Source organism: Neorhizobium sp. 2083 (assembly GCF_031455615.1).
Taxonomy (GTDB): Bacteria; Pseudomonadota; Alphaproteobacteria; order Rhizobiales; family Rhizobiaceae; genus Neorhizobium.
In genome coordinates, this window is sequence record NZ_JAVDTC010000004.1 from 409,127 (window position 1) to 431,668 (window position 22,542).

33 protein-coding genes and 1 tRNA gene are annotated in these 22,542 nt (G+C 60.7%); all 34 read left to right on the top strand.

All coding sequences use genetic code 11. The features are described from left to right. The first annotated feature begins 3 nt into the window (after window positions 1-3). The 34 genes from J2X76_RS18130 to J2X76_RS18290 all read left to right on the top strand — a co-directional run bounded on the left by J2X76_RS18130 (window position 4) and on the right by J2X76_RS18290 (window position 22,539). Window positions 4-369 (top strand): hypothetical protein, encoded by a 366-nt coding sequence (locus J2X76_RS18130; protein ID WP_310218659.1) that lies wholly within the window; start codon window positions 4-6, stop codon window positions 367-369. After that, the gene (locus tag J2X76_RS18135; RefSeq protein WP_310218660.1) at window positions 366-986 is read left to right on the top strand and encodes a hypothetical protein; all 621 of its coding nucleotides are present in this window, start codon (window positions 366-368) and stop codon (window positions 984-986) included. The genes J2X76_RS18130 and J2X76_RS18135 overlap by 4 nt, the downstream gene beginning before the upstream one ends. Continuing rightward, window positions 986-1,834 (top strand): methyltransferase, encoded by an 849-nt coding sequence (locus J2X76_RS18140; protein WP_310218661.1) that lies wholly within the window; start codon window positions 986-988, stop codon window positions 1,832-1,834. Before J2X76_RS18135 ends, J2X76_RS18140 begins: the two co-directional genes overlap by 1 nt. Continuing rightward, window positions 1,831-2,412: an MT-A70 family methyltransferase gene (locus tag J2X76_RS18145; protein ID WP_310218662.1), complete on the top strand. Its 582-nt coding sequence runs from the start codon at window positions 1,831-1,833 to the stop codon at window positions 2,410-2,412. Before J2X76_RS18140 ends, J2X76_RS18145 begins: the two co-directional genes overlap by 4 nt. Beyond that, window positions 2,409-3,863: a DnaB-like helicase C-terminal domain-containing protein gene (locus J2X76_RS18150; RefSeq protein WP_310218663.1), complete on the top strand. Its 1,455-nt coding sequence runs from the start codon at window positions 2,409-2,411 to the stop codon at window positions 3,861-3,863. The genes J2X76_RS18145 and J2X76_RS18150 overlap by 4 nt, the downstream gene beginning before the upstream one ends. Beyond that, entirely contained in the window at window positions 3,863-5,704 is a 1,842-nt protein-coding gene (locus J2X76_RS18155; RefSeq protein ID WP_310218664.1) for a DNA cytosine methyltransferase, read from the top strand. The genes J2X76_RS18150 and J2X76_RS18155 overlap by 1 nt, the downstream gene beginning before the upstream one ends. Next, window positions 5,701-6,024 carry a hypothetical protein gene (locus tag J2X76_RS18160; protein ID WP_310218665.1) on the top strand — a complete coding sequence of 108 codons (324 nt, stop codon included), beginning with the start codon at window positions 5,701-5,703 and terminating at the stop codon, window positions 6,022-6,024. Before J2X76_RS18155 ends, J2X76_RS18160 begins: the two co-directional genes overlap by 4 nt. Beyond that, window positions 6,021-6,281 carry a hypothetical protein gene (locus J2X76_RS18165; RefSeq protein ID WP_310218666.1) on the top strand — a complete coding sequence of 87 codons (261 nt, stop codon included), beginning with the start codon at window positions 6,021-6,023 and terminating at the stop codon, window positions 6,279-6,281. The genes J2X76_RS18160 and J2X76_RS18165 overlap by 4 nt, the downstream gene beginning before the upstream one ends. After that, window positions 6,278-6,529, top strand: coding sequence for a hypothetical protein (locus tag J2X76_RS18170; protein WP_310218667.1), 252 nt, complete (start codon window positions 6,278-6,280; stop codon window positions 6,527-6,529). Before J2X76_RS18165 ends, J2X76_RS18170 begins: the two co-directional genes overlap by 4 nt. Beyond that, window positions 6,526-6,747: a hypothetical protein gene (locus J2X76_RS18175; RefSeq protein WP_310218669.1), complete on the top strand. Its 222-nt coding sequence runs from the start codon at window positions 6,526-6,528 to the stop codon at window positions 6,745-6,747. Before J2X76_RS18170 ends, J2X76_RS18175 begins: the two co-directional genes overlap by 4 nt. Continuing rightward, window positions 6,744-7,457, top strand: a complete 714-nt coding sequence (locus J2X76_RS18180) for a terminase gpP N-terminus-related DNA-binding protein (protein WP_310218671.1) — start codon at window positions 6,744-6,746, stop codon at window positions 7,455-7,457. Before J2X76_RS18175 ends, J2X76_RS18180 begins: the two co-directional genes overlap by 4 nt. After that, window positions 7,454-7,657: a response regulator transcription factor gene (locus tag J2X76_RS31640; RefSeq protein WP_405030061.1), complete on the top strand. Its 204-nt coding sequence runs from the start codon at window positions 7,454-7,456 to the stop codon at window positions 7,655-7,657. The genes J2X76_RS18180 and J2X76_RS31640 overlap by 4 nt, the downstream gene beginning before the upstream one ends. After that, on the top strand, window positions 7,654-8,100 hold the full coding sequence (locus tag J2X76_RS18185; protein ID WP_310218672.1) for a hypothetical protein: 447 nt from the start codon (window positions 7,654-7,656) through the stop codon (window positions 8,098-8,100). Before J2X76_RS31640 ends, J2X76_RS18185 begins: the two co-directional genes overlap by 4 nt. After that, window positions 8,097-8,735, top strand: a complete 639-nt coding sequence (locus tag J2X76_RS18190) for a hypothetical protein (protein ID WP_310218673.1) — start codon at window positions 8,097-8,099, stop codon at window positions 8,733-8,735. Before J2X76_RS18185 ends, J2X76_RS18190 begins: the two co-directional genes overlap by 4 nt. Window positions 8,736-8,866: 131 nt before the next feature. Then, window positions 8,867-8,938: transfer RNA gene (locus J2X76_RS18195), tRNA-OTHER, on the top strand. A gap of 111 nt (window positions 8,939-9,049) precedes the next feature. Then, window positions 9,050-9,280 (top strand): hypothetical protein, encoded by a 231-nt coding sequence (locus J2X76_RS18200; protein WP_310218674.1) that lies wholly within the window; start codon window positions 9,050-9,052, stop codon window positions 9,278-9,280. Window positions 9,281-9,310: 30 nt separating this feature from the next. Next, window positions 9,311-9,712, top strand: coding sequence for a hypothetical protein (locus J2X76_RS18205; RefSeq protein WP_310218675.1), 402 nt, complete (start codon window positions 9,311-9,313; stop codon window positions 9,710-9,712). Window positions 9,713-9,789: 77 nt separating this feature from the next. Then, window positions 9,790-10,134 (top strand): hypothetical protein, encoded by a 345-nt coding sequence (locus J2X76_RS18210; protein WP_310218677.1) that lies wholly within the window; start codon window positions 9,790-9,792, stop codon window positions 10,132-10,134. Beyond that, window positions 10,134-10,400, top strand: a complete 267-nt coding sequence (locus J2X76_RS18215; RefSeq protein WP_310218679.1) for a hypothetical protein — start codon at window positions 10,134-10,136, stop codon at window positions 10,398-10,400. The genes J2X76_RS18210 and J2X76_RS18215 overlap by 1 nt, the downstream gene beginning before the upstream one ends. A 47-nt stretch (window positions 10,401-10,447) precedes the next feature. Next, window positions 10,448-10,867: a hypothetical protein gene (locus tag J2X76_RS18220; RefSeq protein ID WP_310218680.1), complete on the top strand. Its 420-nt coding sequence runs from the start codon at window positions 10,448-10,450 to the stop codon at window positions 10,865-10,867. Next, complete coding sequence (locus J2X76_RS18225) at window positions 10,867-11,328, top strand: terminase small subunit (RefSeq protein WP_310218682.1); 462 nt, start codon at window positions 10,867-10,869, stop codon at window positions 11,326-11,328. The genes J2X76_RS18220 and J2X76_RS18225 overlap by 1 nt, the downstream gene beginning before the upstream one ends. Further along, window positions 11,328-12,659 carry a phage terminase large subunit gene (locus J2X76_RS18230; RefSeq protein WP_310218683.1) on the top strand — a complete coding sequence of 444 codons (1,332 nt, stop codon included), beginning with the start codon at window positions 11,328-11,330 and terminating at the stop codon, window positions 12,657-12,659. Before J2X76_RS18225 ends, J2X76_RS18230 begins: the two co-directional genes overlap by 1 nt. 59 nt (window positions 12,660-12,718) lie before the next feature. Beyond that, on the top strand, window positions 12,719-12,874 hold the full coding sequence (locus J2X76_RS18235) for a hypothetical protein (protein ID WP_310218684.1): 156 nt from the start codon (window positions 12,719-12,721) through the stop codon (window positions 12,872-12,874). Continuing rightward, window positions 12,874-14,538, top strand: coding sequence for a portal protein (locus J2X76_RS18240; RefSeq protein ID WP_310218686.1), 1,665 nt, complete (start codon window positions 12,874-12,876; stop codon window positions 14,536-14,538). Before J2X76_RS18235 ends, J2X76_RS18240 begins: the two co-directional genes overlap by 1 nt. Before the next feature lie 63 nt (window positions 14,539-14,601). After that, entirely contained in the window at window positions 14,602-15,090 is a 489-nt protein-coding gene (locus J2X76_RS18245) for a hypothetical protein (RefSeq protein ID WP_310218688.1), read from the top strand. Beyond that, the gene (locus J2X76_RS18250; protein ID WP_310218689.1) at window positions 15,090-15,479 is read left to right on the top strand and encodes a hypothetical protein; all 390 of its coding nucleotides are present in this window, start codon (window positions 15,090-15,092) and stop codon (window positions 15,477-15,479) included. Before J2X76_RS18245 ends, J2X76_RS18250 begins: the two co-directional genes overlap by 1 nt. Beyond that, window positions 15,406-16,419 (top strand): hypothetical protein, encoded by a 1,014-nt coding sequence (locus tag J2X76_RS18255; RefSeq protein ID WP_310218690.1) that lies wholly within the window; start codon window positions 15,406-15,408, stop codon window positions 16,417-16,419. Before J2X76_RS18250 ends, J2X76_RS18255 begins: the two co-directional genes overlap by 74 nt. A gap of 197 nt (window positions 16,420-16,616) precedes the next feature. After that, entirely contained in the window at window positions 16,617-17,453 is an 837-nt protein-coding gene (locus J2X76_RS18260) for a phage capsid protein (protein ID WP_310218691.1), read from the top strand. Window positions 17,454-17,466: 13 nt separating this feature from the next. Further along, window positions 17,467-17,772, top strand: a complete 306-nt coding sequence (locus tag J2X76_RS18265) for a hypothetical protein (RefSeq protein WP_310218692.1) — start codon at window positions 17,467-17,469, stop codon at window positions 17,770-17,772. Window positions 17,773-17,852: 80 nt separating this feature from the next. Beyond that, window positions 17,853-18,299 (top strand): hypothetical protein, encoded by a 447-nt coding sequence (locus tag J2X76_RS18270; protein WP_310218693.1) that lies wholly within the window; start codon window positions 17,853-17,855, stop codon window positions 18,297-18,299. A 6-nt stretch (window positions 18,300-18,305) separates the two neighbouring features. Next, window positions 18,306-18,980 (top strand): hypothetical protein, encoded by a 675-nt coding sequence (locus J2X76_RS18275; RefSeq protein WP_310218694.1) that lies wholly within the window; start codon window positions 18,306-18,308, stop codon window positions 18,978-18,980. Beyond that, window positions 18,981-21,656: a hypothetical protein gene (locus tag J2X76_RS18280; protein WP_310218695.1), complete on the top strand. Its 2,676-nt coding sequence runs from the start codon at window positions 18,981-18,983 to the stop codon at window positions 21,654-21,656. It abuts the gene before it with no gap. Between the two features lie 2 nt (window positions 21,657-21,658). Next, a complete protein-coding gene (locus tag J2X76_RS18285; protein ID WP_310218696.1) occupies window positions 21,659-22,042 on the top strand; it encodes a hypothetical protein in 384 nt (127 codons plus the stop codon). A 32-nt stretch (window positions 22,043-22,074) separates the two neighbouring features. Then, window positions 22,075-22,539, top strand: a complete 465-nt coding sequence (locus tag J2X76_RS18290; RefSeq protein ID WP_310218697.1) for a hypothetical protein — start codon at window positions 22,075-22,077, stop codon at window positions 22,537-22,539. Window positions 22,540-22,542: the final 3 nt, after the last annotated feature.

Below are 22,542 nucleotides of genomic sequence, written 5' to 3' on the forward strand. Positions count from 1 at the left end.
GCCATGAACGTCCAAACGAAAATCCAGACCTTTACGTGTCCCTGCTGCGGCGGCTTCATCGGAGAGGCCGCGCCGGTCGATATGGTGCTGAGCGCGGTGTCATCGACCACCGGACGGAAGATCATCGAAAAGCTGTCCAGCAAGATCGGCAAGCAGTTCCACCGGGACGAAATTATCAACTTCGTCTACGCCAGTGACCCCAGCGGTGGCCCAGACGACGCGGCCGGCACGTTCTCGGTCACTTTGTTCCGCCTGCGGAATACCATCGCCGACTTCGGTTGGACTATCGAAAAGAAGGGTGGTGGTGGCCGTGGGGAGTTCTCCACGCCCGGCCTGTATCGCCTCATCCCGACGGAGGCGCGGCAATGAAAATTCTCTCCTTCGACACGTCAAAGAGCGCCGGTTGGGCCTTCTTCGACACCAGCAAGCACATTTCGTCCATCAAGTGCGACGTGCTCGAATTCCCGGCCAAAGCCTCGATCGAGTATTGCGCCGACCAGATGGGCCTCAAGGTCACGAAGCTGATCAAGGAGTTCCGTCCCGACTTCGTCGTCATGGAAACCGCGCTCAAGATGAGCCCCGGCGGTACGATGGCAACGGTGGTCTCCTGCATGCTGCATGGCGCGGTGCTTTCGACCGTGGCGAACTTCGGCATCCCGTGGGGCACTATCTCCGCTGGCACCTGGCGCGCGATGTTCTATGGCAAAGGCTTCAAGCCGCCGCAGAAGATCACGAAGCTCTCCAAGCCCGACAGCAAGGGCAGGTGGGAAAAGGTCGAAAACCTCTGGAAAGAGGCGATCGTCGCACAGTGCGAGCGTGAGGGCATTATTCTCCCGACCAAGAAGACCGTGGCCCACAACGCCGGCGAGGCTGCTGCAATCGCCGTCTGCTGGCGCGGTGCGGAGATCCATGCCGGGAGATACCGGCCGGCGTTCCAAGGCTTTCTCCAGCAGCGCAATGAGCGTCCGCAGGTGGCGGCGGCATAATGGCGAAGCTCACCAAAGCCCAGGCCAAGGCCCACCAGCAGGCATGCGACTTGCTGGCCAAGGATGTTCTAACGGAGGACGAAAGATTCTTCGTCATCGACAATTGGCAGGAATCGGCCGCACACATCAACACCGTGGCGGGGGCTTTCTTCACCCCCTACGGTCTCGCGCGCGATCTCGCAATCGAGACTTTTGCCGGGCGCATGATCGACCTTTGCGCCGGCATCGGGGTCCTTTCGTTTGCCGCGAGCATGATGCATCGGTGGAGCCAGACGCCCATTGACCTGACCTGTGTCGAGATTAATCCAGACTATGTTGCTGTCGGCAAAAAGCTCCTGCCGGAAGCGACGTGGATCGAGGCGAGCGTTTTCGATGTTCTCGACATGGATCTCGGCCACTTTGACATCGCTGTCAGCAACCCACCCTTCGGCAACATCAAACGCCCAGATGGCAAGAGCGCGCCTCGGTATACCGGCGCTGAGTTCGAATTCCACGTGATCGACATAGCGGCGCAGTTGGCGAACTATGGTGTCTTCATTCTTCCGCAGATGTCGAGCGGCTTCAAATACAGCGGCTCCCAGCATTATCGGCGCGACACAAGCGGCAAAGCCTTCGAATTCCAGCAGAAGACCGGCATCTACCTTGGGCCGTCCTGCGGCATCGATACTGCGTCCTATCTGAACGAATGGCGCGGCGTCTCTCCTCTTTGCGAAGTCGTCTGCTGCGACTTCGAGGAAAAACCGGTTGCGGAGGTTGTCAGCACCCCAGCAGCCCCAGCACCCCCACCGTGTGCCCCTAAGGCCGCGAATTCCAAAATTCAGCTCGATTTATTTGGAGAGGCGGCATGAGGCTCTTTCCCGATCTATGGCCTTTCGGCGACCTGCCGCCGCACAGCTTCGACTTCATCATGGCCGATCCGCCATGGAAAATGCAGGAGTGGTCCGACAACGGCGACAAGTCCAAGTCGACACAGTCGAAATACCGGCTGATGCCGCTTGAGGAGATCAAGGCGCTGCCGGTGTTGGATCTCGCGGCCCCGAACTGCCTCCTGTGGCTATGGGCGACTAACCCGATGCTTCCACAGGCGCTGGACGTGCTGCACGCGTGGGGCTTTGCCTTCGCTACCGCCGGATCTTGGATGAAGACCACCCGCAACGGGAAGCAGGCTTTCGGGACCGGTTATATCTTCCGCACATCGAACGAGCCAATCCTGATCGGCAAGCGCGGCGAGCCGAAGACGACGCGGTCGGTGCGCTCATCCTTCCCAGGCCTGGCACGCGAACACTCCCGCAAGCCGGAGGAGGGATATCGCGAGGCCGAACGACTGATGCCGCGCGCCCGCCGGCTGGAGCTGTTCTCCCGCACCAACCGCGCCGGCTGGACGACATGGGGCGATGAAGCAGGAAAATTCGGGGAGGCAGCATGAACGCCCTATCCAACCGTGACGCCTTCGACCGGATCACAGAGGACGATGCCTTCCAGGCGACCGAACTGCTGCTGGCTTGCATATTCAACGACAATTCGTTGCTGATCGAATGCGGGCTGGAGCCCGACGACTTCGCCGAGGGTGTCCACCAGATCGCGTTCCGCGAGGCGCTGGCGCTCCATGAGGGCGGGCAGCACGTCAACGCGGTCTCGCTCAAGCCATTCATGCCGAAACTGGTCAGCTCGAAGCGGTTCGGCGACGTGACCCCGGCACAATATCTTTCGAACCTCATGATACTGGGCGCTGATCCGATGGTCCGCCGGAACATTGCTGGCGCGATCGAGGTCATCAAGAGCGTCTCGCTCGGCCGGCAGTTGGCGCGTGAGGCCCAGATCGCCGGGGAGATTGCCGCGGAAGGTCACACACTCCTGACGCTCGCCGACGAGATCGAGCACATGGAGCAGCGCCTGAAGGAGCTGAAGGCCCGGTTCCGCGAGACGACATCGATCGCATCGCCCGGATCGTCCTACCTCTCCATGTTCGAGGCGTCGGCCAAGCGCGACGGCGTGCTCGGTGTGCCGATCGCTCTACCGGAGATAGCCAAGGTGCTGTCGGAGCCGGTGTTCGAGGCCGGGAACCTTTACGGCCTGCTGTCGTCATCAGGCGAGGGCAAGTCCAGCCTCACGATGCAGCTCATCTACCACGCCGTCAGTCATGGTCACCCGGTGCTGTTCCTCTCCTACGACCAGTCTGCGGCCCAATGCGTGCGCCAGATGATCGCCCAGGTGCACGAAATCAGCGTCAGGCAGCAGCGCGAGCCGTCGCGGCTCATGACCGACTACGAGCGCGACAAGTGCGTCCTGTTCGCCACTGAAATTAACAGCAAGCCGTTCGATATCATCCGCTGCCAGCGGGAAGGGGTGGACAAGCTCGTCGCCTACGCCCGCCGGTTCATCAAGAAGCGCGCCAACGGCAAGACGCCGTTCATCGTCATCGATCACATCGGGAAGGTGAAGCCGCGCGATCCGAAGCTTTCGGCCGACCGGATCTCCGGCGAGGTGACTGTCGAGCTCAAGGCGCTCGCCGACGAGACGCAGGCCTCGGTGCTGATCCTGAACCAGCGCAACAGCTTTGGCACCCGCCGTGACAATCCCCGGCCGATCGCCGCCGACCTATACGGCGGGGAGGGCGCCAAGGCGGACTATGACGCCATCCTCTATCTCTACCGAGCCGAGAAATACAAAGCCGAGCGCGTGGCGACGGCTGCCACCGGATCGGACTGGAAGAAGATCAATTCCGTCTTCGTCGGTGATCTAGAGGGCGTGGCTGAGGTCGGCAGCGTGAAATGTCGGTTCGGCGACCCGACGCTGCACGAGCACCTGAAATTCGAAGCCGAATACACGCGCTACGTCTCGCAGAAGCCGAAGCGCACTCAAGAGGAAATGTTTTAATGGCGCGCAAAATGCTTGTTGCTGATCTTCTCTGTGGTGCCGGCGGCTCATCCACCGGTGCGCAGCGCGCGCTTTCCGAGCTTGGCCTCGATATGGAGCTGGTCTGCGTCAACCACTGGCCGGTCGCGATCGACACCCACCAGCGGAATCACCCGGAGGCCCGGCACTTCGTCCAGGACATCTCGACGGTCCGCCCGCACATCCTGGTCCCAGAAGGCTACCTTGACCTCCTGATGGCTTCTCCCACCTGCACGCATCATTCCGTGGCTCGAGGCGGAAAGCCCACCAGTGACCAGCAGCGGAGCGACCCTTGGCACATCATCACCTGGCTTACAGAGCTTCGGGTGAAGCGGATCATCATCGAGAACGTCTGGGAATTCATTGGCTGGGGTCCGGTCAATATGAAGACCGGGCGCCCCATCCCATCCAGGAAGGGCGAATACTTCCACGCCTGGACGGAAACGCTGCGGCGCCTCGGTTTCGAACTGGAGTGGCGCAAGCTCAACGCAGCCGACTACGGTGACGCGACCACCCGCCAGCGCTTCATCCTCATGGGCCGGTCCGACGGGCGCAAGATCCACTGGCCTATGCCGACGCACAGGAAGCGGGATGAGGTGACGGTCGACATGTTCGACACCGCGAAGCCGTGGCGCCCCGCGCGCGAAATCATCGACTGGCAGATCAAAGGCCGGTCCATCTTCAATCGCAAGAAGCCGCTGGCGCCGAAGACCTTGGCGCGCATCTATGCCGGCGCCCAGAAGTTCGGATGGCCGGAACCGTATCTCGTCATCCTGCGCAACCACATGTCCGCCCAGGGCATGGATCAGCCGATCCCTACAATCGCGGCCAGCGGCAATCATATCGGCATTGCCTATCCGGTCATCGTCAACATGAAGGGCAAATCCACCGCCTCCAGCTCAGCGGAGCCGCTTCCGACGCAAACAGCCCATGCTCCACACCTTTTCGCAGCCGAGCCGATCATCATGAACGGGCGGAAGGGCAACAAGGCCGAAGGCGTTTCCGAAGGCCTCATCCCCACGCTCGACACGAAGGGCGGTGTCTGGCTGGCGGAGCCGATGGTTCTTTCCCAGCACAGCAGCGGGGCGGCCCGGTCCACTGGCGACCCTCTTCCCACCATCATGACCGGCGGCGCGGCGAGTGAGCGGCCAGGATGCGCCCGGCCTATGCTGGTCACGGTCGCCCACGGCAACGACGCAAGCGAGCGTGATCCGAACTGGCGCCGATCGCATGACATAGAACAGCCACTTGGGGCCATCCACGGCGACGGCAGTGCGTATGCGGTGATAGAGCCATTCGTGCTATCGCAGGCGTCTGGCGGCTCGCCTCGTGGCGTCAGTGAGCCGATACCAACGGCGCCGACCCACGGGGCTCATTCGTTGATTGCGGCCTACTACTCGACCGGCGGCGCGGCGAACGTGAAGACGACAGAAGACCCCTTGTCGCCGATCACCACGAAGGATCGCTTATCCGTCATCATCCCCGTGACAAACAGCAACGGCGGCCCTCAGGCGCGTTCTGGGGAGGAGCCAATCCCGACCATGACGACGGCCAAGGGTGGCGAGTTCGCCATCGCGGAAGCCACGGAGGAATACGACATCCTCTTTCGCATGCTCGAACCGCACGAGCTCGCCGCCGCCATGGGCTTCAACACCGACGAGGCGACATATGAGTTCGCCGGCACCAAGACGCAGAAGATCAAGCAGATCGGTAATGCGGTGTCCGTCGCGAAGATGAAGGCTTGCGTCGGCGCGATCATGGCCGACGCGGCGCCGAAGAAGAAACCCGTTCCAGACCTGGATTACTTGGAGGCAGCTGAATGAACGAGTTCGCCGGATTTGCGACACCCCGAGGAACCGGCTGGTGGGCCATGCTCCGCTTCGCCCGCGATGCAAAGCCGAAACCTGTGCTGGGCGAGGGCGGGGCGCCGATCGTGTTCGACACCGAGCTCGAGGCGCTGCGCACGGTCAACCGCCACCTCGTCGGCTACATGAACGGTCCCGAATATCGGCGGGACGGCGCGGTCATCGAGGCACAGTCGGCCGCCGACGCGGTCTTCAACGGTCTCAAGCCCTTCATCCGACAGAGGGGAAGCAACAGGCGCACGGAAGTCGAGCGGGTGAGCAGGGAGGCGCGCGGATGATGCGAGTAACCGACCTCGAAAAGTTCAGCCTTGAGCAGATCTGGCGTCCGTACCAGACCCACAAAGGGTTTGAGACGCGCTTGGAGGCCGCGCCATACAATCTCGGGGAGACAGCGCGGATGCTTCAGGAAGACAATGAATGGAGCAGGGCGGTCATCTATCGGCTCTGTGGCGTCAAGCCCACGTTCCCGGCCTACATCGTTCATCCGCTCGTCGACGTGGTGAAGGCGGCGATTGCCAAGGGGAGGGACGCATGACCGACCGCATCACCTGCTGCACCCCCTTCTGCAAACGGACCACGGCCCGGAGCAAGTTGCCCTTCGGGTTCAACGAATGGCTTTGCCCCGACCATTACCGGGCCGTCGACATCAAGCTCAAGCGCCAGCGGGCCACACTGCGCCGTCGGAACATCAAGCGGATCGACGCCGAACGGTATGTCGCCACCGACGACCGCATGTGGCGCCGGATCAAGAAGCAGGCAATCGAAAGGGCCGCAGGGATATGACCGGCCGCATCAACATCGAATACCAAGTCCGCGAGTTGTTCCGCCTCAAGATGGAGGAATTCGCCCACTGGTGCGCAGAGAACTGGACTGTCACCGCAGAACAGGCGATCCGCGACAACGTGTTCGACGCGAAGCCGCCAGGGTACCGCGAAGGATACAACGCTGCAGTTGAAGGCCTATCCGGCGCCATCGATTGTTTCCTGGAGGATTCGCCATGACCGCCCACGTCCAGCCATCCACATACGAATCCCGCGTTATCTCCCGCGCCAAGGCCGCGAGAGCCGCATGCTACGGCAAGCCGAAGGTGGTAAACCTGATCGGGCAGATGCGGCACGCGATCGAGGCCATGGAAGAAAAGCCGGATGATCCCGAAGGCTTCCTCCTGCCGAAGGACTTCATGAAGTTCCGCTGTGCCTTCCACGGCGTCAGCTATGCCGAGATCACCGTCGAGGGGCGCATGTCGAAGCGCATCCTGAAAATCCGCAAGATGATCGTCGAGGAGACGCGGGACAGGTTCCCCGGCCTGTCCCTGATGAAGCTCGCGAGGCTGATCAACCGGAACCATTCGACATGCCTCTATATCCTCGACCGGCTGCCGCATAAGAAGGGCGTCATGCTGGCGGTTGCTGATCGGGACAGGAAGGCGAAGGCTCTCTACCTAGCTGGCGTCACAATCCAGAACATCGCGATCGAGCTCGGCATTTCCGAAAGCACGGTCAAAGCGATCAAGCGCCGGAACAAATGGAATGCCCGGCCGAAGCCGAAAGCGCCACGGCTGGAGAAGGTGCACGAGAAGGAAGCCCGCCGGCTCTACGATTTGGGCATGACCCAAAAGCAGATCGGAGAACGGCTCGGCATGCACCAGAGCTGCATCTACGCGATGAAGAAGCGATGGAAGTGGCCGGAGCGGAAAGGGGCAGGGGAATGACCGATTGCCCGCTCACCCCAAGGCAAGTCGAGTGCATCACGCTCGCCGCGGACGGGTATAGCCAGAAGCGGATCGCCTATGCCCTCGGTCTGTCGTTTCACACCGTCAGCACGTATCTGCGGCACGCGAGGGATGTCGTAGGCGCTGGCACGGAAACGGCGCTGGTGGCGATGGCGCTTAGACGGGGGTGGATCACTTGAGCCACGATGAAGCCGAAGCCATCTTCGCGGAATTCTCGATCGAGATCGTCCCCAAGAACGTTATGCCCCAGATCGGGCAGACGAGGGCCGTGGGCACGCTCCAGCGGATCATCCGCAGGTATGGCGCCGCACATGCCCGGCTCGTCGTCATGGCCCTTGCTGACGCCAGCAATAACCAGGCGGCGGTCAATGAGACGGGCCTTTGGGCAACGAGCGATATCATTCTCGCGTTCAACCGGAACTATCCCTCGATCATGGAGAACGATATGTCGAGGTTCCTTGAGTTCTATGACGGTGTTCCGATCGGTATCCTGCAGTTTTGGCTTCACGGCCTCGACGGGATAACGAACAAGCGGGCCGCGCTGGTTGGCCTGCTTTGGGAAAGGGCGTACCGTGTGTTCGGTGCACCGCAGATGGAAATGTTCGACGGGAGAGCAGCATGATCACAGGGCGAGAAATAGGCGAGCGTTTCATTCGTGCGGTGCAGATCATGGAAGGGTTATATCGCGTCGGCCCAAGCGGTGGAAGCGGTTCGTGGATCGCGGTCCCGTACACCCAAGCCGACAAGAACGGGTGGGGGTCTGAACGGCTCGCGGCAGAGCGGCAAGCCTTCTGGAATTCCATCAACAATGCCCCGAGACCATGGGAGATAACAGAAGCGGAAGAAACACTGACGTGGCTCAGGTTTGTCGAGGACGAAAATGAACGCCTGTGCCTCACAGCATGGGCGCGGTGCATGGCGATGGAGCACATTTTCAAGGATTGGTGCAAGACGCAAAGCATCCACCCGGAGACCGGCCGGCGTAGAAAAGAACGTGCGATCTTGCGTATTTTGTTAGCGTTTGACCGCAAGCCATTGCAGAATAACGAAATCGACGTGAACGACCTGTTGCCTGATCACCCGATTTCAGGGCATAAAAGTGTCAACATCGCAGAAGACGCGCCGGGGAAGCGGTACTGGCGCCCAAGCGAAAGCAAGCCGATCTGCGGCTTCGACGAAAGCCTCCGGGATTTCAGTTGGGCAGAGGCACAGGCGGAGCGCCGCAGGCAGCGCGAGAAGCGCAAGCAGGCAGCATAGAGATTGGGAAGGCGGGCATTCGTTCGTGAAGGTTGTGGTATCCCGGCCGTTCCTTCCCGTCACCAATCGTTCGGGAGCGCGTTGCGCGTGAGGCTTCGGCCTCCCCGGCGTCCACCTCAGAGGACCAACAGGCTCCCGTAGCGGCAGCAGGATAGAGCGCCGCCAATCGGCGGAGGTTGCCGGTTCAAATCCGGCCGGGAGCCTGCCTCTGGGGCATTTGATCGTGTTTTGATTGTCCGACAAGTTTGGAATCCATAGCCCCGCAGAGGCGCCCGTCCTGTTAACGCAGGGCGGGTTTTCTTTTGGAGAGAGCGATGTGCCGTTCGACGCAAGCGCCGCTGACTGATCTCCTGGCAGAACGCGCTCGCTACTTCCGAGACATGGGCGCGGTGGCAACGCCTGAGTTGCTGGAGCGCGCTTTGGACAAGATCGAAGGCCTCGAAGCTGATCTCGACAATGCTATTGAGGTGGCCTTCCAGCGCGGGGCAGCCGAGTGGGTTCGGCTGAACTATCCGGCCCACTACCGGCGCCTGTCGGTCGCCTAACCACTCCCCAACCCAGCGAAAGGAAAGAGCATGCGCTACCTGCATCGAAGTTTTATCATCTGTGGCCTGGCGTTGTTCGCCTGTGCCGTCCTCGCCATTGCAGTGCCCCTGACGCCTCTCGTCGCCGCGCCGATCCCCATCGCCGTCTCTGTCGGCTGCCTGTGCCTGGCTCTGTTCGTTGCGTCGGCGCCGTCGCTGCGGTTCAAAAAGGTGCTGCGCTCCGACGGGATCCAGAAGCATTTCCGGCTATTCCGGCTTCTCTGGGAACGTGGCGCGCCCGGCGTCCCCGGCGGCGGTTATTCGGCAAAGCTTGCGATCGGCCTTCGGCCTCGCCTGTTCGAGCGTGAGCGCGAATATGGCAAAGCCTTCCTGTTCACGATCCTCGGCCTGCGCATCCACTACAGTCGAAGTTACGGCGGCATCTACGGATAACGCTCCCGCACACCCGATAAGGCGAGCCGGGCGAAAGCCCGGTTTGCCGCAACAGGCTGAACAAGGATAACCCGCCCATGCCGTGCTATATCGAACTGGGCCACGCTGGCGCCGGCGGCTTTCCAGCAATCGGCCCGCGCCCGATGGAACTCAAGACCGGAGCCTTTCCGGTAAAACTCGAGGGGTCGCACGACGCAATGGTTGTCTCCTCCGATGAACCTGGCTGGCTCCATGTTGGCCGCGAGCACGACGACAAGGCCGCGATCGGCAAGAGCCGGCGTATTCTGCCCACGGCTATCCGGTCTCTCTCTGGCATTGGCGGCGGCATGTATGTCTCCTTCATCGCCGATGAGGCGAAGAACGCATTCAAGAAGCGCAAGGCCAAGTCTCAGGACGAGCAGGTTGTCAGCGGAGAAGCATGATGCAGACCTCTCAGGCAATATTCAGCGCTCTACTGCTGTCTATCATCTCGGCGGCAGGCCTGGTAAAAGGCATCGATACCGCATGGATCTTCGCCGGTATCACGGCGGCGCTGGTATTCTTCTCGTTCGAGGCCGCTGGAGCCGCCGCGCGCTGTACCCGCTACATCGACGGCGACAGACGGGTATTGCTCACCCGCATAACCAACGTGCTCGTCGTTCTTTCTTGGCTCACCGGCGCGGTGGCCGGGTTATCCCTGCTAGTCTAAGCCCTGCCGCGGGCAAAGCGGTTTTCAATTTCACATGGTGACTACGAATGACAACGATCGCGATCCGCGACGGGGTGATGGCGGCTGATACCCGCGCAATGGTCAACGGCTGGAAGCAGCTTCACTCCGTCCAGAAGATATTCCGCGCCCGTGACGGCAGCATCTGCGCTGTTACTGGCGATCTCGCCCGGGGCACCAAGGCTATCGAAAACCTGATCGAGGGTCTGCCTGTCCCGGATCTTGGGGATGAAACGCGCCTCATCCACCTGACCAAGGGTGGCCTGTTCATCTACGAGGGCTCCGGTCGCTTCGAGATCGATTGCGAATTCACCGCCTTCGGGTCAGGCGCGATAGCCGCGCAAGCCGCGATGGTGATGGGTGCCGACGCTCGTAAGGCAGTGGAAACCGCCGCCATGTTCGACGAATCCACCGGCGGCGACATCATGGTCATGGAGCTTGAGCGCTAATGGCCGCGCCCAAGGGAAATCAGTTCTGGAAGGCCCGCAGCTCCCACGGGCGCAAGCCGATCTTCGTGGACGCTGATCACCTGTGGACCGCATGCGCCGAATACTTCGAGTGGGTGGACGCTCACCCGATGCAGGACGCACAGGCATTCGCGTATCAGGGCAAGGTGAAGGTCCAGGCCCTGCCGAAGATGCGCGCTATGACCCTAAACGCGCTCTGCCTGTTCCTCGATATTAGCCAGATGGCTTGGGCCGACTACAGGACGCGTGAAGGCTTTTCTGAGGTCACAACGCGCGTAGAGGATATTATCCGCTCCCAGAAGTTCGAGGGGGCAGCTGCCGGCCTTCTGAATGCGAACATCATCGCGCGGGATCTCGGCTTGGCTGAAAGGAGCGAATTGACTGGCAAGGGTGGTGAGCCGGTCCAGGTGGTGTTCACGCAGCAGGACGCCGGACTGCTCTGATGTTTCAGCCCACCTTGGACCAGATGAAGGCGATTGATCTCCAGTCGTCGGCCGCAACGCATTGCATGCTGTATGGTGGGTCTCGCTCTGGCAAGACCTTCATCAACCTTCGATCGATCCTCGTAAGGGCGTTGGCGCACCGAAGCAGACACGCGATCCTTCGCTACCGCTTCAATCACATAAAGGCATCGGTGATCTATGACACCCTGCCGAAGGTGATGGACCTTTGCTTCCCTGGTGTGGCCGCGAAGAGCCACCTTGATAAGACGGACTGGTTCCTTGCTCTTCCAAACGGGTCAGAAGTCTGGTTTGGCGGCCTCGACGATAAGGAGCGGACGGAAAAGATCCTTGGGCAAGAATACGCCTCTATCTTCTTCAACGAGTGCTCGCAGATCAGTTGGGCCTCGCGCAACATGGGCATCACCCGCCTTGCGCAGAAGACGCAGCTCCGCCTCAAGGCCTATTATGACTGTAACCCGCCTCCGAAGGGGCATTGGACCTACAAACTTTTCATTGAAGGGGTGTCCCCCGATACGCGCAAGCCGGTGCCTTATGCGGACCAGCATGTCGCGATGCTGATGAACCCGGATGGGAACAAGGCAAATCTAGCCCCCGGCTACCTTGACCAGTTGCAAGCCATGCCGGAGCGCATGCGCCTTCGCTTCCTGCTTGGGCAGTTCGCGGACGATTCCGATAGTGCGCTCTGGTCGGTCGAGTTGCTGGAGCAGAGCCGCCTCGGCGGTGAAATGCCGGACATGCAGCGCATCATCATCGCCGTTGACCCATCCGGGTGCTCTGGCGATGAGGACACGCGCTCGGATGAAGTGGGGATTGTCGTCTGCGGTCTCGGGGTGGATGGCAAGGGGTACGTCATCGAAGACCTCTCAGGCCGATATGGGCCGTCCCGATGGGGGCAGGTGGTGGCGGATGCCTTCGATCGTCACGAAGCTGACCGGGTGGTAGCTGAAACGAACTTTGGCGGCGCGATGGTTGGCGAGATCATCCGCGCCGCACGACCTGGCACTCCGTTCACTGAGGTCCATGCGTCCCGTGGCAAAGTTGTGCGGGCCGAGCCGATCGCCTCGCTCTTCGACCAGGGCAAGGTCGTCATGGCTGGCTATTTCCCTGAGATGGAAGACCAACTGCTCGCGATGACCACCGCCGGCTACACCGGCTCAAGATCGCCTGACCGCGCTGATGCGATGGTTTGGGGCATCACCAGCCTGTTCCCGGCCTTGACGAAGCGTGAGCGCGATCCCGCGCATATCCGCACAACGCAGGCCCTGACGTCCAACAGCGCGCTGAAAGCCAAACTGAGAGGAAAGAAGTGATGGGAGCTTTGTTTGGGGGTGGAACGCAAAAATACCCTGACCCGGAGCCGCCGGCACCCATGCCTGACCCTGGCGATGTGCTTGCCAAGCGCAAGCGGCGCCAGCAGACCGGAGGTGCGACCGCGACGGCGAGCTCGTCGGCTACTGACCGGCTTGCTCCGGTGCCCGGCACGATCGGCCGTGAGTATCAGCGCCAGACCCTGGGTGCGAACTGATGAGCGATCAGCAGGGCAGGGATCTGTTGGAGATGGACAGCCGCATGTTTGCGGCGAAAGAATCCATCGACAGTCTCCATCAGGAAATTGCCGAGTTCTTCTATTGCGAGCGCGCGGATTTCACGACGACCATAACCTATGGTTCTGACTTCGCCTCGCACCTGACGGACTTCTACCCGACCTTGGTTCGGCGTGAACTCGGCGACCAGATCGGCGCGATGGTCCGGCCTGCCGATCGCCAGTGGTTCAAGTCGACGACATCGAACAAGGATGTCGCCCGCCGCCGCGATGCATCTGAATTCCTCGAATTCATGACGCGAGTGAATTGGAGCATCCTCTATAGCCCGGACAGCGGGTTTCGACGTGCTGCAAAGGAAGCGGACCACGATTGGGCCACCTTCGGCATGTCGTGGAAGCAGGTGAGCTACAACAAGAAGCGCGATAACCTTCTGTTCCGTTGCCACCACCCGAAGAAGATGGCCGGGTGCGAAGGACCAGACGGCCGGGTTAATCATGTGCACCGCAAGGACGATATGAAGGCCCACACCATGGCCTACTGGTTTGGTGAGGAAAAGCTTCCGCAGGCGGCCAAGGATGCTCTGAAGGACAGGAATTATCAGCGCGAGTTCAAGGTCCGCCACATCGTGGTGCCGCTCGACAAGTACGACCCGTACCGCAAGTTTCCCAAGGGTGCGGAGTGGGCAGACATCTACGTGACGGAAGAAGGGAAGATCCTGCAGGAGCTGCCGGCATTCACCTTCGACTACATCGTTCCGCGATGGGCTACCGTCTCCGGGCATTTCTACGCCTTCAGCCCGGCAACCATCATCGCATTGCCTCAGGCCCGCATGATCCAGCGCATGATGATGACGCTGATCGAGGCCGGAGAGAAGCGGGTTGACCCGCCAATGATCGCCACCGAAGACGTGGTTGTGTCACCGATCGATCTGCAGTCCGGGGGGGTGACCTACATCGACAGTGAGTATGATGAGCGCTTTGGCGTTGCTCTTCGGGCGCTGGACCTCGGCAAGGATGTCGGCCTCGGCGAAAATCTGCTTGCAGACGCCCGTCGGTCGCTTGCGGATGCGTTCTACATCAACAAGCTGAACCTACCGCAGGACCGTTCCAAGACGGCCTATGAGACATCACAGCTCGTTCAGGAATACATTCGCAACGCTTTGCCGCTGTTCGAGCCGATCGAGGACGAGGATGCACTACGCACGCTTGATCTCGTCACCGAGAAGGTCATGCGAGCCGGCGGATACGGTCAGGTGGACCGCAATGGCATCCCGGTGGATATGCCTGAGACATTACTTGGGCAGAACATCACCCAGGAGTTCAACTCCACCTTGAAGGAAGCCCGCGACCGCCAGGTCATCAACGCCTACCACGAAGGCCGGGCGATAATTGCCGAGACGTTCCAGGCTGATCCGTCAATCATTGCCGAGGTGGATATGCGGAAATCCTTCCGCGATGCCTTCGGGGCCATCCCGGGCGGTTATGCCGACTGGTTGACAGACGAGGAACAGGCTGCTGCCGCTCGCAATATGGCACAGCAGCAGATGGCGCAGCAGCAGCAGCTTGGACAGGTTGGCGCAATCGCCGACGTGGCCGGGCGCGCGGGGCAAGCGGCCCAAGAAGTCAACGCGGCTATGGCCGGGTAACGAAATCCGGACGGTTCGGATAGGCGGCCGAGGCCGTCGCTTTCAACATAAGGAAATCATCAGATGACCATTGAATTCCGCGTCAAGCGCGTGGAGCGCTTCATTGTGACCAAATACGAGCAGCAGAACTCAGGTTTGATCGGGTCATCGCGCCAAATCGGTAAGGAATTCGACAACTTCGACATCGCCTATGAGGTCGCCCACGCCCTCGCCAAAGCCGAGCAGGAACGCCTTGGCTTGGCTCCCGGTGATACGGGTGTCATCTTCCCGAGCCAATCGCTTGAGGATGCGCGCGGCGCCGACAGTTATCGCGTTGATTGGTACGACCGGCCCGCCGTGAGCCCGGTCGAGGAGTGGTCGGCCGACGATCTCGTCTCCGGGCGGGTCTATGAGAGCCGCAACTTCGGTCCCGTTACGTATATGGGCCTTGACCATTACTGCGGCGATACCACGCATAAGTTCGACACTGGTCTGAGGGACGTCAGGCGAGACCAGTATGTCAAGATGGACCGCTTAGGCGAGTTCCTAGCGCCGAAGGCTGGTAAGGCCTGATGCCTGAGCGCAAATACCGCCCATGGCTGCCAATCACGGTGCGGCCAGACAACAGCCCGCCGGTCAACCACCTCGAAATCCGCAAGGCTGACTGTGTAGCGATACAGGCTATTGCCACCGGTACCGCATCAGAAGACCAGCAGAAGCGCGCCTATGCCGCGATCCTGCACATCTGCGCCATCAATGACCTAGAATTCCTGCCGGTCGAGCACGGCGGGGAGCGTGACAGTACGTTCAAAAGCGGAATGCGCCATGTCGGTATGCAGATCCGCAAGCTCGTTTCTTTCCCTTTAGATTTGCTCACAGGTGAAAAGCATGACCGACCAAAACATGACCGACGGACAGGAAAGCCAGCAGACGAACGGAACAGCGACCGATCAAGGCAGTGATGCGGCCGCCGGTAAGCAGGGTGGTGCCGCAGATAATGGTTCGGCTGCTGCCAGCACCATCACCAAGGACGCTGGCAAGGAAAATTCTGCTGGTGCAGATGCCGGAAATGGCTCATCCGATGCCAATGATGCGGCGACTGATGCCGAGAAGGGGGATCTGCAGCGGTTCCGCGAGCAGTTGGCCGGCGGCGATGCTGGCCTCCTGAAGCAGCTTGAGCGGCACAAGTCGATCGAGTCCATCAGCAAGTCGTTCAAGGAGTCGCGCAATGCGGCCAAGAACGCCGGAAAGCCGCTTGTTCTAGGGGAGAAAGCGACCCCTGACGAGGTAAAGGCCTATCGCGAGGCGATGGGGATTCCGGATGAAGCCAAGGACTATCCCGTCGCCTTCCGCGAAGAGTTCAAGCCGACCGAGGAAGACAAGGAAATCCTCGACAGCTTCAAGGAATACCTGCACGGCGCTAATGCTGACCCGCGCGCTGCCAAGGCTGCGCTCGAATGGTATCAGGATTTTGCGACAGAGCGCGTCCAGCAGCTCAACAGCAACCTCGCCAAGGTCGCCAAGGAGACACAGTCCGCGCTTCGTGACGAATGGGGCGGAGAATATGAAGGCAATCTGAACGCCGCCCAACAGCTGATGACAACGCAGCTCGGCGACGAAGGGTTCGAGCAGATGATGGGCCTGCGGCTCATGGACGGCTCCCGCCTTCAAGACAACATCGCCTTCGTCAAGATGATGGCTCAGCTCGGCGCCGACTATTATGGCGGCAACGCGATCATGACGGGTGACGTCGAAACGACTGCCAAGACGGTCGAGGAGCAGATCCAGACGCTCCTCAAGCTTCGCGTCGATGACCCCGAAAAATACAAGAGCGATGAGGTACAGAGCAAGATCACCAAGCTCTACCAGCAGCGCGACAAGATCAACGCCCGCAAGAAGTAGGCGTTCGCATAACTGCGGCACCCCGGGAACGGCCCCCGCAAGACTGAACCACCTCTGAAAAGCTGATGTGAAGCACCCGTTGGATCGCCATCCAAGCGGCCCCCTTGGCATTTCCAAGGCACCCCGCCACCGCGACCGACGGACACCCCGAACACGGCTGGAACTGACCTCAACTCCATCTCAAGGATCGTCCTATCATGGCTTACATGATCACTAAGGACCAGTTCGTTGAGGAGTGGATTGTCGCGTTTCAGCGCGGCGAAACCTTCCTCAAGAGCCGGGTCTCCCGAGAAGTCATGGTCTCTGGCCTCACTGCAAAGTTCGCTCTGCAGGGTGCCGCAGGCCGCATGTCCGAACGAGGCGTCAACGGCCTCATTCCTTCCCGTAACCGCACGGATTCGCAGCCGTCGATCACGCTGAAGGAAAAGCACTCGAAGGAAACGCAGACCGGCTTCAACGTCTTCACCGCTCCGGCGAACCTTCGCGAAGCGATGCAGAACGCTGGTGCGCTGGCTGCCGCACGCGAGATCGATTACACGATCATCGATGCTCTCGCCACTGCAACCAACTCCTACGCCTCCGGCGCGGCGCAGACGCAGACCTTCGGCAAGACGGTCGACGAAATCTCCTCGCTCTGGAACAACGACGTCATGGCCGGCCAGGAAATCACCTGCCTGTGGACGCCGAAGGCATGGGCGCGGCTGCTGACCTTCAACCAGTTCGTCTCCGCGGATTATGTCGACACCAAGCTGCTTGCCGGCGCGGCGCTCGATCGTCCGAAGATGTGGCTGGGTGCGATGCACATCATGCACACCGGTCTGCCCGGCAAGGGCACGGCCACGGCGTCGAACTTCATCTTCGCGAAGCCGGCCGTCGGCCACGCCATCGCGCAGGGCGAGATCCAGGTCGCAGCTGGTTACAACGACGAGGACGATTACTCGTACTCCCGTCACACCATCTTCGACGGCGCCACCATCCTGCAGCAGTCCGGTGTTCTGAAGGTCGTCACCGACGACACCGTGGCATTTACCTAAGGAGGCCTGAACCATGGCTTATGATCCCTCTGGCCTCATCCTCGTCCGCGATGCCCTCTCGGGCGGCGGTCGCAAGGAGTGGCACCTCAAGACCACCGACGCAATCGCGACGGTCAACACCTCCAACTACATCTCCGACGGCATGAAGCGCGGCATGGGGCAGGGTGATCAGGTCACTGTGTTCACCATGGCTTCCCTGCCGAACGGAGCCGTCTCCGCAGTCAACCTGTGCTTTGTCCTCGACATCAACACGGGCTCTGACACCTACGGGGTGGACCTGACCGACGGTCTTGCCGTCACTGCGACCGACACCGACTGAGGTCGGCTGATCGGTATCCGAACAACGGGGCTGCCTTCATTGGCGGCCCTTTTTCTTTTCCATTTCACAGGAACGAGACCATGACCAACCTCGTCAAGATCACCGACACGCGGTTCACGCCGTCGGATTACAAGATCGGCCGCTATACCGCTGATGTGCCGACTGGGACCACGCTCCAGGATGTTCTTCACCCCGAGTATTTCGGCAACTGCCTCGACAAGATGCGGCCCGGCATGGAGATCACCGTGCTTTCCGAAGATATGGCGCTGGATGCTCGCCTTCGGGTGCTGACCACCAGCAAGACCACCGCGAAACTGCGGGTTCTTGATGTCTATGCCGGCGACGGTGTCAACGCCAACGAGACCGAAATTCCGAAGCTCACCCTCGAAAATATCGAGGTCGGCTGGGGCGGCCCGAACCATAAATGGCGCTTTGTCCACGCAGGCAATGTCGTCGAGCATGGCTTTGCCACCGAAGGCGAGGCCAAGGAAGCCGCCGAAGCCTACATCAACAAGGCCAACGGATAACCAACCATGGCGAACAAGCTCGCAGTCTGGAACCAGGCGCTGGTTCATCTTGAGAAAGAGGGGCTGGCGTCCCTCACATCCGAGATGGAAGCCCGCTATGTGTTCGAACGGGCATGGCCCGGCGTTGTCGAGGAGGCCTTCAATGAGGGCGACTGGAACTTCGCCAAGGTATCCGCTGCGCTTGTGTTGAATGTCGTTGAGACGGCTGCGGTAGGCTGGACATATGTCTTTGATTATCCTGAAGACTACATCCGCACCGTTGCCGTCTCCAATGTCCCCGATTTCCAGCAGGAGTTCTTCAACTACATCGACCAGGGCGGGTTCATTCACGCCAACCAAAACGTCATGTACCTCCGCTACATCAGCAGCGCCATGATGACCGTGGATGACGATGACGACGATCTGCCATGGCCGACCCTGTTCTGGCGCTATGTGGCGCTGAAACTCGCCTATGAGACGTGCGGGAAGCTCACCGGCGGCGCTTCGCTGCGCGACGATCTGGAAAAGCGCAAGGAAAAGGCGTTGCGCCAGGCCAAGAGCGTCGATGCCCGCAACGAGAACAACAAGATCGACCGGCCCGGTTCGTGGCTTCGAGCTCGCCGCGGCTTCTACGGCTATGGCAACCGCCTCGGCAATACGATCGTCGGCGGCGAGATCGTCCCTGACGAGGGCGACGTCTAAATGGCAAAGGTCAATGCGCCGGTATATTCGCTGAACGGCGGCGAGGTAGGCGAAGAGGCGCTTGCTCGTCTGGACCTCGAGCGACTTCAGTTCGCCGGCGCCCTCTATTCGAACATGATGCCGCGGGTGATCGGGTCGATGACCCTATGCCCAGGCATGGAGCACATCGCGGATATCAACATCGATGAGGTGCTTCCGCTCGAATATTCCTATTCCGGTGGTTCGAACCTAGTTCCTGTGCTTTCCAATCTTGAGATGCGGATCATCAGGGACAATGGATTCGTCAGCCGTGTTGCGGTGGCGACAGCCATCACCAACGGCGATTTTGCATCCTTCACCGGATGGACCAATGCCAGCACAGGCACGGCAACTGCCGGAGTGAGCGGCGGCAATCTCGTCCTGACCGGTGCTTTCCTCGGGCGCGCCGTCGCTCGGCAGACGCTGACGGTTGCCGGAGGAGATCAGGCGAAAGAGCACGGATTGCGCATCACGGTGGTGCGCGGGCCGGTTAACGTCCGTATTGGAGCCGCAGCCGGGGGCTCCAGCATCTTGACCGCGCTGGCACTGGACGATGGAGAGCATTCTCTCGCCTTTACGCCTAATGCCGGCACGATCTACCTGGAGATTTCGAACGACAAGCCTCGCCCGGCGTTGGTCGATCGCTGCGTTATCGAAGGATCCGGCGTCGTCGTCATCCCAACGCCATGGACCGCTGCGGACCTCGCGGCCAACATCATCCGCTATGAGCAGCACAAGGATGTGATCTATGTTGCCTCCGGCGTCTACCAGCAGCGCATGATCCAGCGCCGCAGCGACACGGGTTGGGGCGTCCAGCGGTATAAGGTCGAAGATGGGCCTTTCGTGGCATCGGACGTCATTACCGCGCTCCAGCCCGACGGCTATGTCGGCGTGATCAACCTCCTCGCCGACCGGGATTACTTCGACAGCCGCATGATCGGGCGCCTTTATCGGCTTTTCCAGAGTGGGCAGGCCATCTTCGACACATTCGCCGCCGCTCCGGCGGAAGGGGCATATATTCGCGTCAGTGGCGTTGGTGGGTCACGAACGTTTAATTTTGCACTGACCGGCACATGGGTCGGCAAGGTGCGCCTCCAGGTGGCAACTGATGATGGTTCCGGGAGCCCTGGTGCATGGAGCGACGTCAACAGCTTCACATCCAACGTCTCGTCGACTTACACAGATGGGGACAATAACGTCATCAAATACTTCCGGTGGGTCATCGTCCCAGGGGAGCTCACAAGCGGTTCGGTTGACACCAGTCTTATCTATGGCGGCGGCAGCCAGACTGGTGTTGCACGGATAGTCTCCATCACAAATGCGCAATCCGCCGTGGTCGAAGTCCTGAGCCGCTTTTATTCGCTGGGATCGACCTTTGAGTGGGATCAGTCCAGTTGGTCGGACTATGACGGGTGGCCGTCGGCGATCGAGAATTTCGGCGGCCGGCTCTATTGGGCGCGTGAGGACATGATCAACGGATCGGTCCCGGACCAGTATAAAAGCTTTGACGATGCGGTGGAGGGGGATTCGGCGCCGATCGCTCGAAGCACCGGCGCGTCCACCGATCGCGGTGTGTTGTGGCTGCTTGGGCTGCAGCGCCTTCTTGCCGGGACAGACGTTTCCGAAATTTCGATCAAGTCATCGAGCTTCGATGAGCCTTTGACAGCATCGAACTGGTTCCCGGTCGAGGCTTCTACGCGGGGCTGCAAGAACCTCCGGGCCGTGAAGTGCGATTCCGACGGTATCTTCGTCCAATCGTCGGGGATTGGGGCTTTTGCTCTGGCGCCCATTCAGGGCTCGCTTGACTACGGTTCGACCGATCTCATGGCGATGCACGAGGAGATCTGTGACGGCTTCGAGATTGTCGATCTCGCTGTCCAGCGGCGGCCGGATACCATCATCTGGTTCATCCTCAGCAATGGCGAAGCCCGTGCGCTGACCTACGAGCCGGCGGAAAAGGTCGTGTCCTGGTGGCGGCGGACGACGCAAGGCCAGATCAAGCGGGTGATCGCCAACCGAGGCGGCGGCGAGGACAATGTCTGCTTTGCGGTCAACCGGAATGGAGCGATGCGCTTCGAGAAGCTCGCTTCGCTGAGAGATTGCCGCGGCGGGCTCGTCAATTGCCTCGCCGACGGGTTCACCCGGTTTACCGCGACTGCAGCGCAGACGACGTTTTCGGTCCCGCACCTTGACGGTATGGACGTGACAGTCTGGGCCAATGGCGTGGCGCTTTATGATCAGGACGACCTTTATACGGTGGCCGGCGGGAACGTCGTGCTCCCGGCCCAGAGCGCCGGCGTGAGCGTTGTCATCGGCCTGCCTTATAACGGCGACTACCAATCGACGAAGCTCGCCTACGGAGCCCAGGGAGGCACTGCGCTATTCCAGCCCAAGAAGCTGTCGCAGCTTGGCATTTATCTGCTCGACACGGCGATCGGCAAGGTGAGAGCTGGCAAGGATTTTGACAGCCTTCGGCAGATCACCGAAACCAACAAGGGGAAACCCTTGCAGGACGGGGAAGTGATCGCGGCCTACGATGCAGACATGATGCCGGTATCCAGCGACTGGAACACGGACAGCCGTCTTTGCCTCAGGGCCCAGGCGCCGTATCCCTTCACTGCCGGCGCGCTGGTGCTCGATGTCAAAACGAATGGCTGACCATGCTCAGTCCAAAGGCTGATATCCGTCCCGCGACGGACGAGGACATTGTCAGGTATTACGGCGGGATCGAGTTCAAGACGCAATGGGTCGGCGAGGTGGTTTGTAAAGGCTCGCTGATTGCAGGCTTTGGCGGGTTGCTGGAACTTGAGGAGGGCGTCTGGTTCGCCGTGCTGGAAGTACCGGCGGCCGAGCGCCGCCCATCGATTTACCGGCATGTTCTGGCGGCGTTCAAAGCGGCTCGTGAGAAGGGCGCCGTTGTCATCAAGGCGCACTGCACCGGGGATATCTCGCGGGCAAGGGAACTTATGGAAAGGCTGGGCTTCGTCGAGACAGACGAGCTCATGGCCGGCAAGGTGGTCTGGGAATGTCGGGCTTCGAAGTAATAGCAGGTATCGCCGCAGCGGCCGGCACTGCGATGCAGATCGGCGGCACGCTTCAGCAGGGGCGAGAAGCCAAGGCGCGCTATGCCTATGAGCAGAAGGTCCAGCAGGCCCAGGCGGACGAGGCGGAGGCCGCCAGCCAGAGGGACGCGGCGCAGAGGTATCGCGAGGGGCGCCTTATCGAAAGCCAACAGCGCGCCGCCATAGCCGGAAGCGGGGGTGATCTGACCGATCCTTCCGTTATCGACCTGATGGACGATACGAAAGACCAGGTCATCTATGCCGCCGACAGCGATATCTTCAAAGGAAAGCAGCAGGCGGCGGGCTACAACGACGCGGCGAAGATATCAAAAATCAACGGCGACAACGCGATGAAGGCGGCACAGATAAGCGCTGGGGCGCAGCTGTTCGGCGGCATCTCGAACATGTTCAGCCGCTTCGGCGCTCCAGCCAAGAAGCAGCAGGCGCCTTCCGTCCAGCTTCCTTACGGATACCGGTAATCC

What these genes read in the sequence shown, in the direction of transcription:
- J2X76_RS18130 (WP_310218659.1), top strand. Translation starts at nt 4, where the DNA reads ATGAACGTCCAAACGAAAATCCAGACCTTTACGTGTCCCTGCTGCGGC.
- J2X76_RS18135 (WP_310218660.1), top strand. Translation starts at nt 366, where the DNA reads ATGAAAATTCTCTCCTTCGACACGTCAAAGAGCGCCGGTTGGGCCTTC.
- J2X76_RS18140 (WP_310218661.1), top strand. Translation starts at nt 986, where the DNA reads ATGGCGAAGCTCACCAAAGCCCAGGCCAAGGCCCACCAGCAGGCATGC.
- J2X76_RS18145 (WP_310218662.1), top strand. Translation starts at nt 1,831, where the DNA reads ATGAGGCTCTTTCCCGATCTATGGCCTTTCGGCGACCTGCCGCCGCAC.
- J2X76_RS18150 (WP_310218663.1), top strand. Translation starts at nt 2,409, where the DNA reads ATGAACGCCCTATCCAACCGTGACGCCTTCGACCGGATCACAGAGGAC.
- J2X76_RS18155 (WP_310218664.1), top strand. Translation starts at nt 3,863, where the DNA reads ATGGCGCGCAAAATGCTTGTTGCTGATCTTCTCTGTGGTGCCGGCGGC.
- J2X76_RS18160 (WP_310218665.1), top strand. Translation starts at nt 5,701, where the DNA reads ATGAACGAGTTCGCCGGATTTGCGACACCCCGAGGAACCGGCTGGTGG.
- J2X76_RS18165 (WP_310218666.1), top strand. Translation starts at nt 6,021, where the DNA reads ATGATGCGAGTAACCGACCTCGAAAAGTTCAGCCTTGAGCAGATCTGG.
- J2X76_RS18170 (WP_310218667.1), top strand. Translation starts at nt 6,278, where the DNA reads ATGACCGACCGCATCACCTGCTGCACCCCCTTCTGCAAACGGACCACG.
- J2X76_RS18175 (WP_310218669.1), top strand. Translation starts at nt 6,526, where the DNA reads ATGACCGGCCGCATCAACATCGAATACCAAGTCCGCGAGTTGTTCCGC.
- J2X76_RS18180 (WP_310218671.1), top strand. Translation starts at nt 6,744, where the DNA reads ATGACCGCCCACGTCCAGCCATCCACATACGAATCCCGCGTTATCTCC.
- J2X76_RS31640 (WP_405030061.1), top strand. Translation starts at nt 7,454, where the DNA reads ATGACCGATTGCCCGCTCACCCCAAGGCAAGTCGAGTGCATCACGCTC.
- J2X76_RS18190 (WP_310218673.1), top strand. Translation starts at nt 8,097, where the DNA reads ATGATCACAGGGCGAGAAATAGGCGAGCGTTTCATTCGTGCGGTGCAG.
- J2X76_RS18200 (WP_310218674.1), top strand. Translation starts at nt 9,050, where the DNA reads ATGTGCCGTTCGACGCAAGCGCCGCTGACTGATCTCCTGGCAGAACGC.
- J2X76_RS18205 (WP_310218675.1), top strand. Translation starts at nt 9,311, where the DNA reads ATGCGCTACCTGCATCGAAGTTTTATCATCTGTGGCCTGGCGTTGTTC.
- J2X76_RS18210 (WP_310218677.1), top strand. Translation starts at nt 9,790, where the DNA reads ATGCCGTGCTATATCGAACTGGGCCACGCTGGCGCCGGCGGCTTTCCA.
- J2X76_RS18215 (WP_310218679.1), top strand. Translation starts at nt 10,134, where the DNA reads ATGCAGACCTCTCAGGCAATATTCAGCGCTCTACTGCTGTCTATCATC.
- J2X76_RS18220 (WP_310218680.1), top strand. Translation starts at nt 10,448, where the DNA reads ATGACAACGATCGCGATCCGCGACGGGGTGATGGCGGCTGATACCCGC.
- J2X76_RS18225 (WP_310218682.1), top strand. Translation starts at nt 10,867, where the DNA reads ATGGCCGCGCCCAAGGGAAATCAGTTCTGGAAGGCCCGCAGCTCCCAC.
- J2X76_RS18230 (WP_310218683.1), top strand. Translation starts at nt 11,328, where the DNA reads ATGTTTCAGCCCACCTTGGACCAGATGAAGGCGATTGATCTCCAGTCG.
- J2X76_RS18235 (WP_310218684.1), top strand. Translation starts at nt 12,719, where the DNA reads ATGCCTGACCCTGGCGATGTGCTTGCCAAGCGCAAGCGGCGCCAGCAG.
- J2X76_RS18240 (WP_310218686.1), top strand. Translation starts at nt 12,874, where the DNA reads ATGAGCGATCAGCAGGGCAGGGATCTGTTGGAGATGGACAGCCGCATG.
- J2X76_RS18245 (WP_310218688.1), top strand. Translation starts at nt 14,602, where the DNA reads ATGACCATTGAATTCCGCGTCAAGCGCGTGGAGCGCTTCATTGTGACC.
- J2X76_RS18250 (WP_310218689.1), top strand. Translation starts at nt 15,090, where the DNA reads ATGCCTGAGCGCAAATACCGCCCATGGCTGCCAATCACGGTGCGGCCA.
- J2X76_RS18255 (WP_310218690.1), top strand. Translation starts at nt 15,406, where the DNA reads ATGACCGACCAAAACATGACCGACGGACAGGAAAGCCAGCAGACGAAC.
- J2X76_RS18260 (WP_310218691.1), top strand. Translation starts at nt 16,617, where the DNA reads ATGGCTTACATGATCACTAAGGACCAGTTCGTTGAGGAGTGGATTGTC.
- J2X76_RS18265 (WP_310218692.1), top strand. Translation starts at nt 17,467, where the DNA reads ATGGCTTATGATCCCTCTGGCCTCATCCTCGTCCGCGATGCCCTCTCG.
- J2X76_RS18270 (WP_310218693.1), top strand. Translation starts at nt 17,853, where the DNA reads ATGACCAACCTCGTCAAGATCACCGACACGCGGTTCACGCCGTCGGAT.
- J2X76_RS18275 (WP_310218694.1), top strand. Translation starts at nt 18,306, where the DNA reads ATGGCGAACAAGCTCGCAGTCTGGAACCAGGCGCTGGTTCATCTTGAG.
- J2X76_RS18280 (WP_310218695.1), top strand. Translation starts at nt 18,981, where the DNA reads ATGGCAAAGGTCAATGCGCCGGTATATTCGCTGAACGGCGGCGAGGTA.
- J2X76_RS18285 (WP_310218696.1), top strand. Translation starts at nt 21,659, where the DNA reads ATGCTCAGTCCAAAGGCTGATATCCGTCCCGCGACGGACGAGGACATT.
- J2X76_RS18290 (WP_310218697.1), top strand. Translation starts at nt 22,075, where the DNA reads ATGCAGATCGGCGGCACGCTTCAGCAGGGGCGAGAAGCCAAGGCGCGC.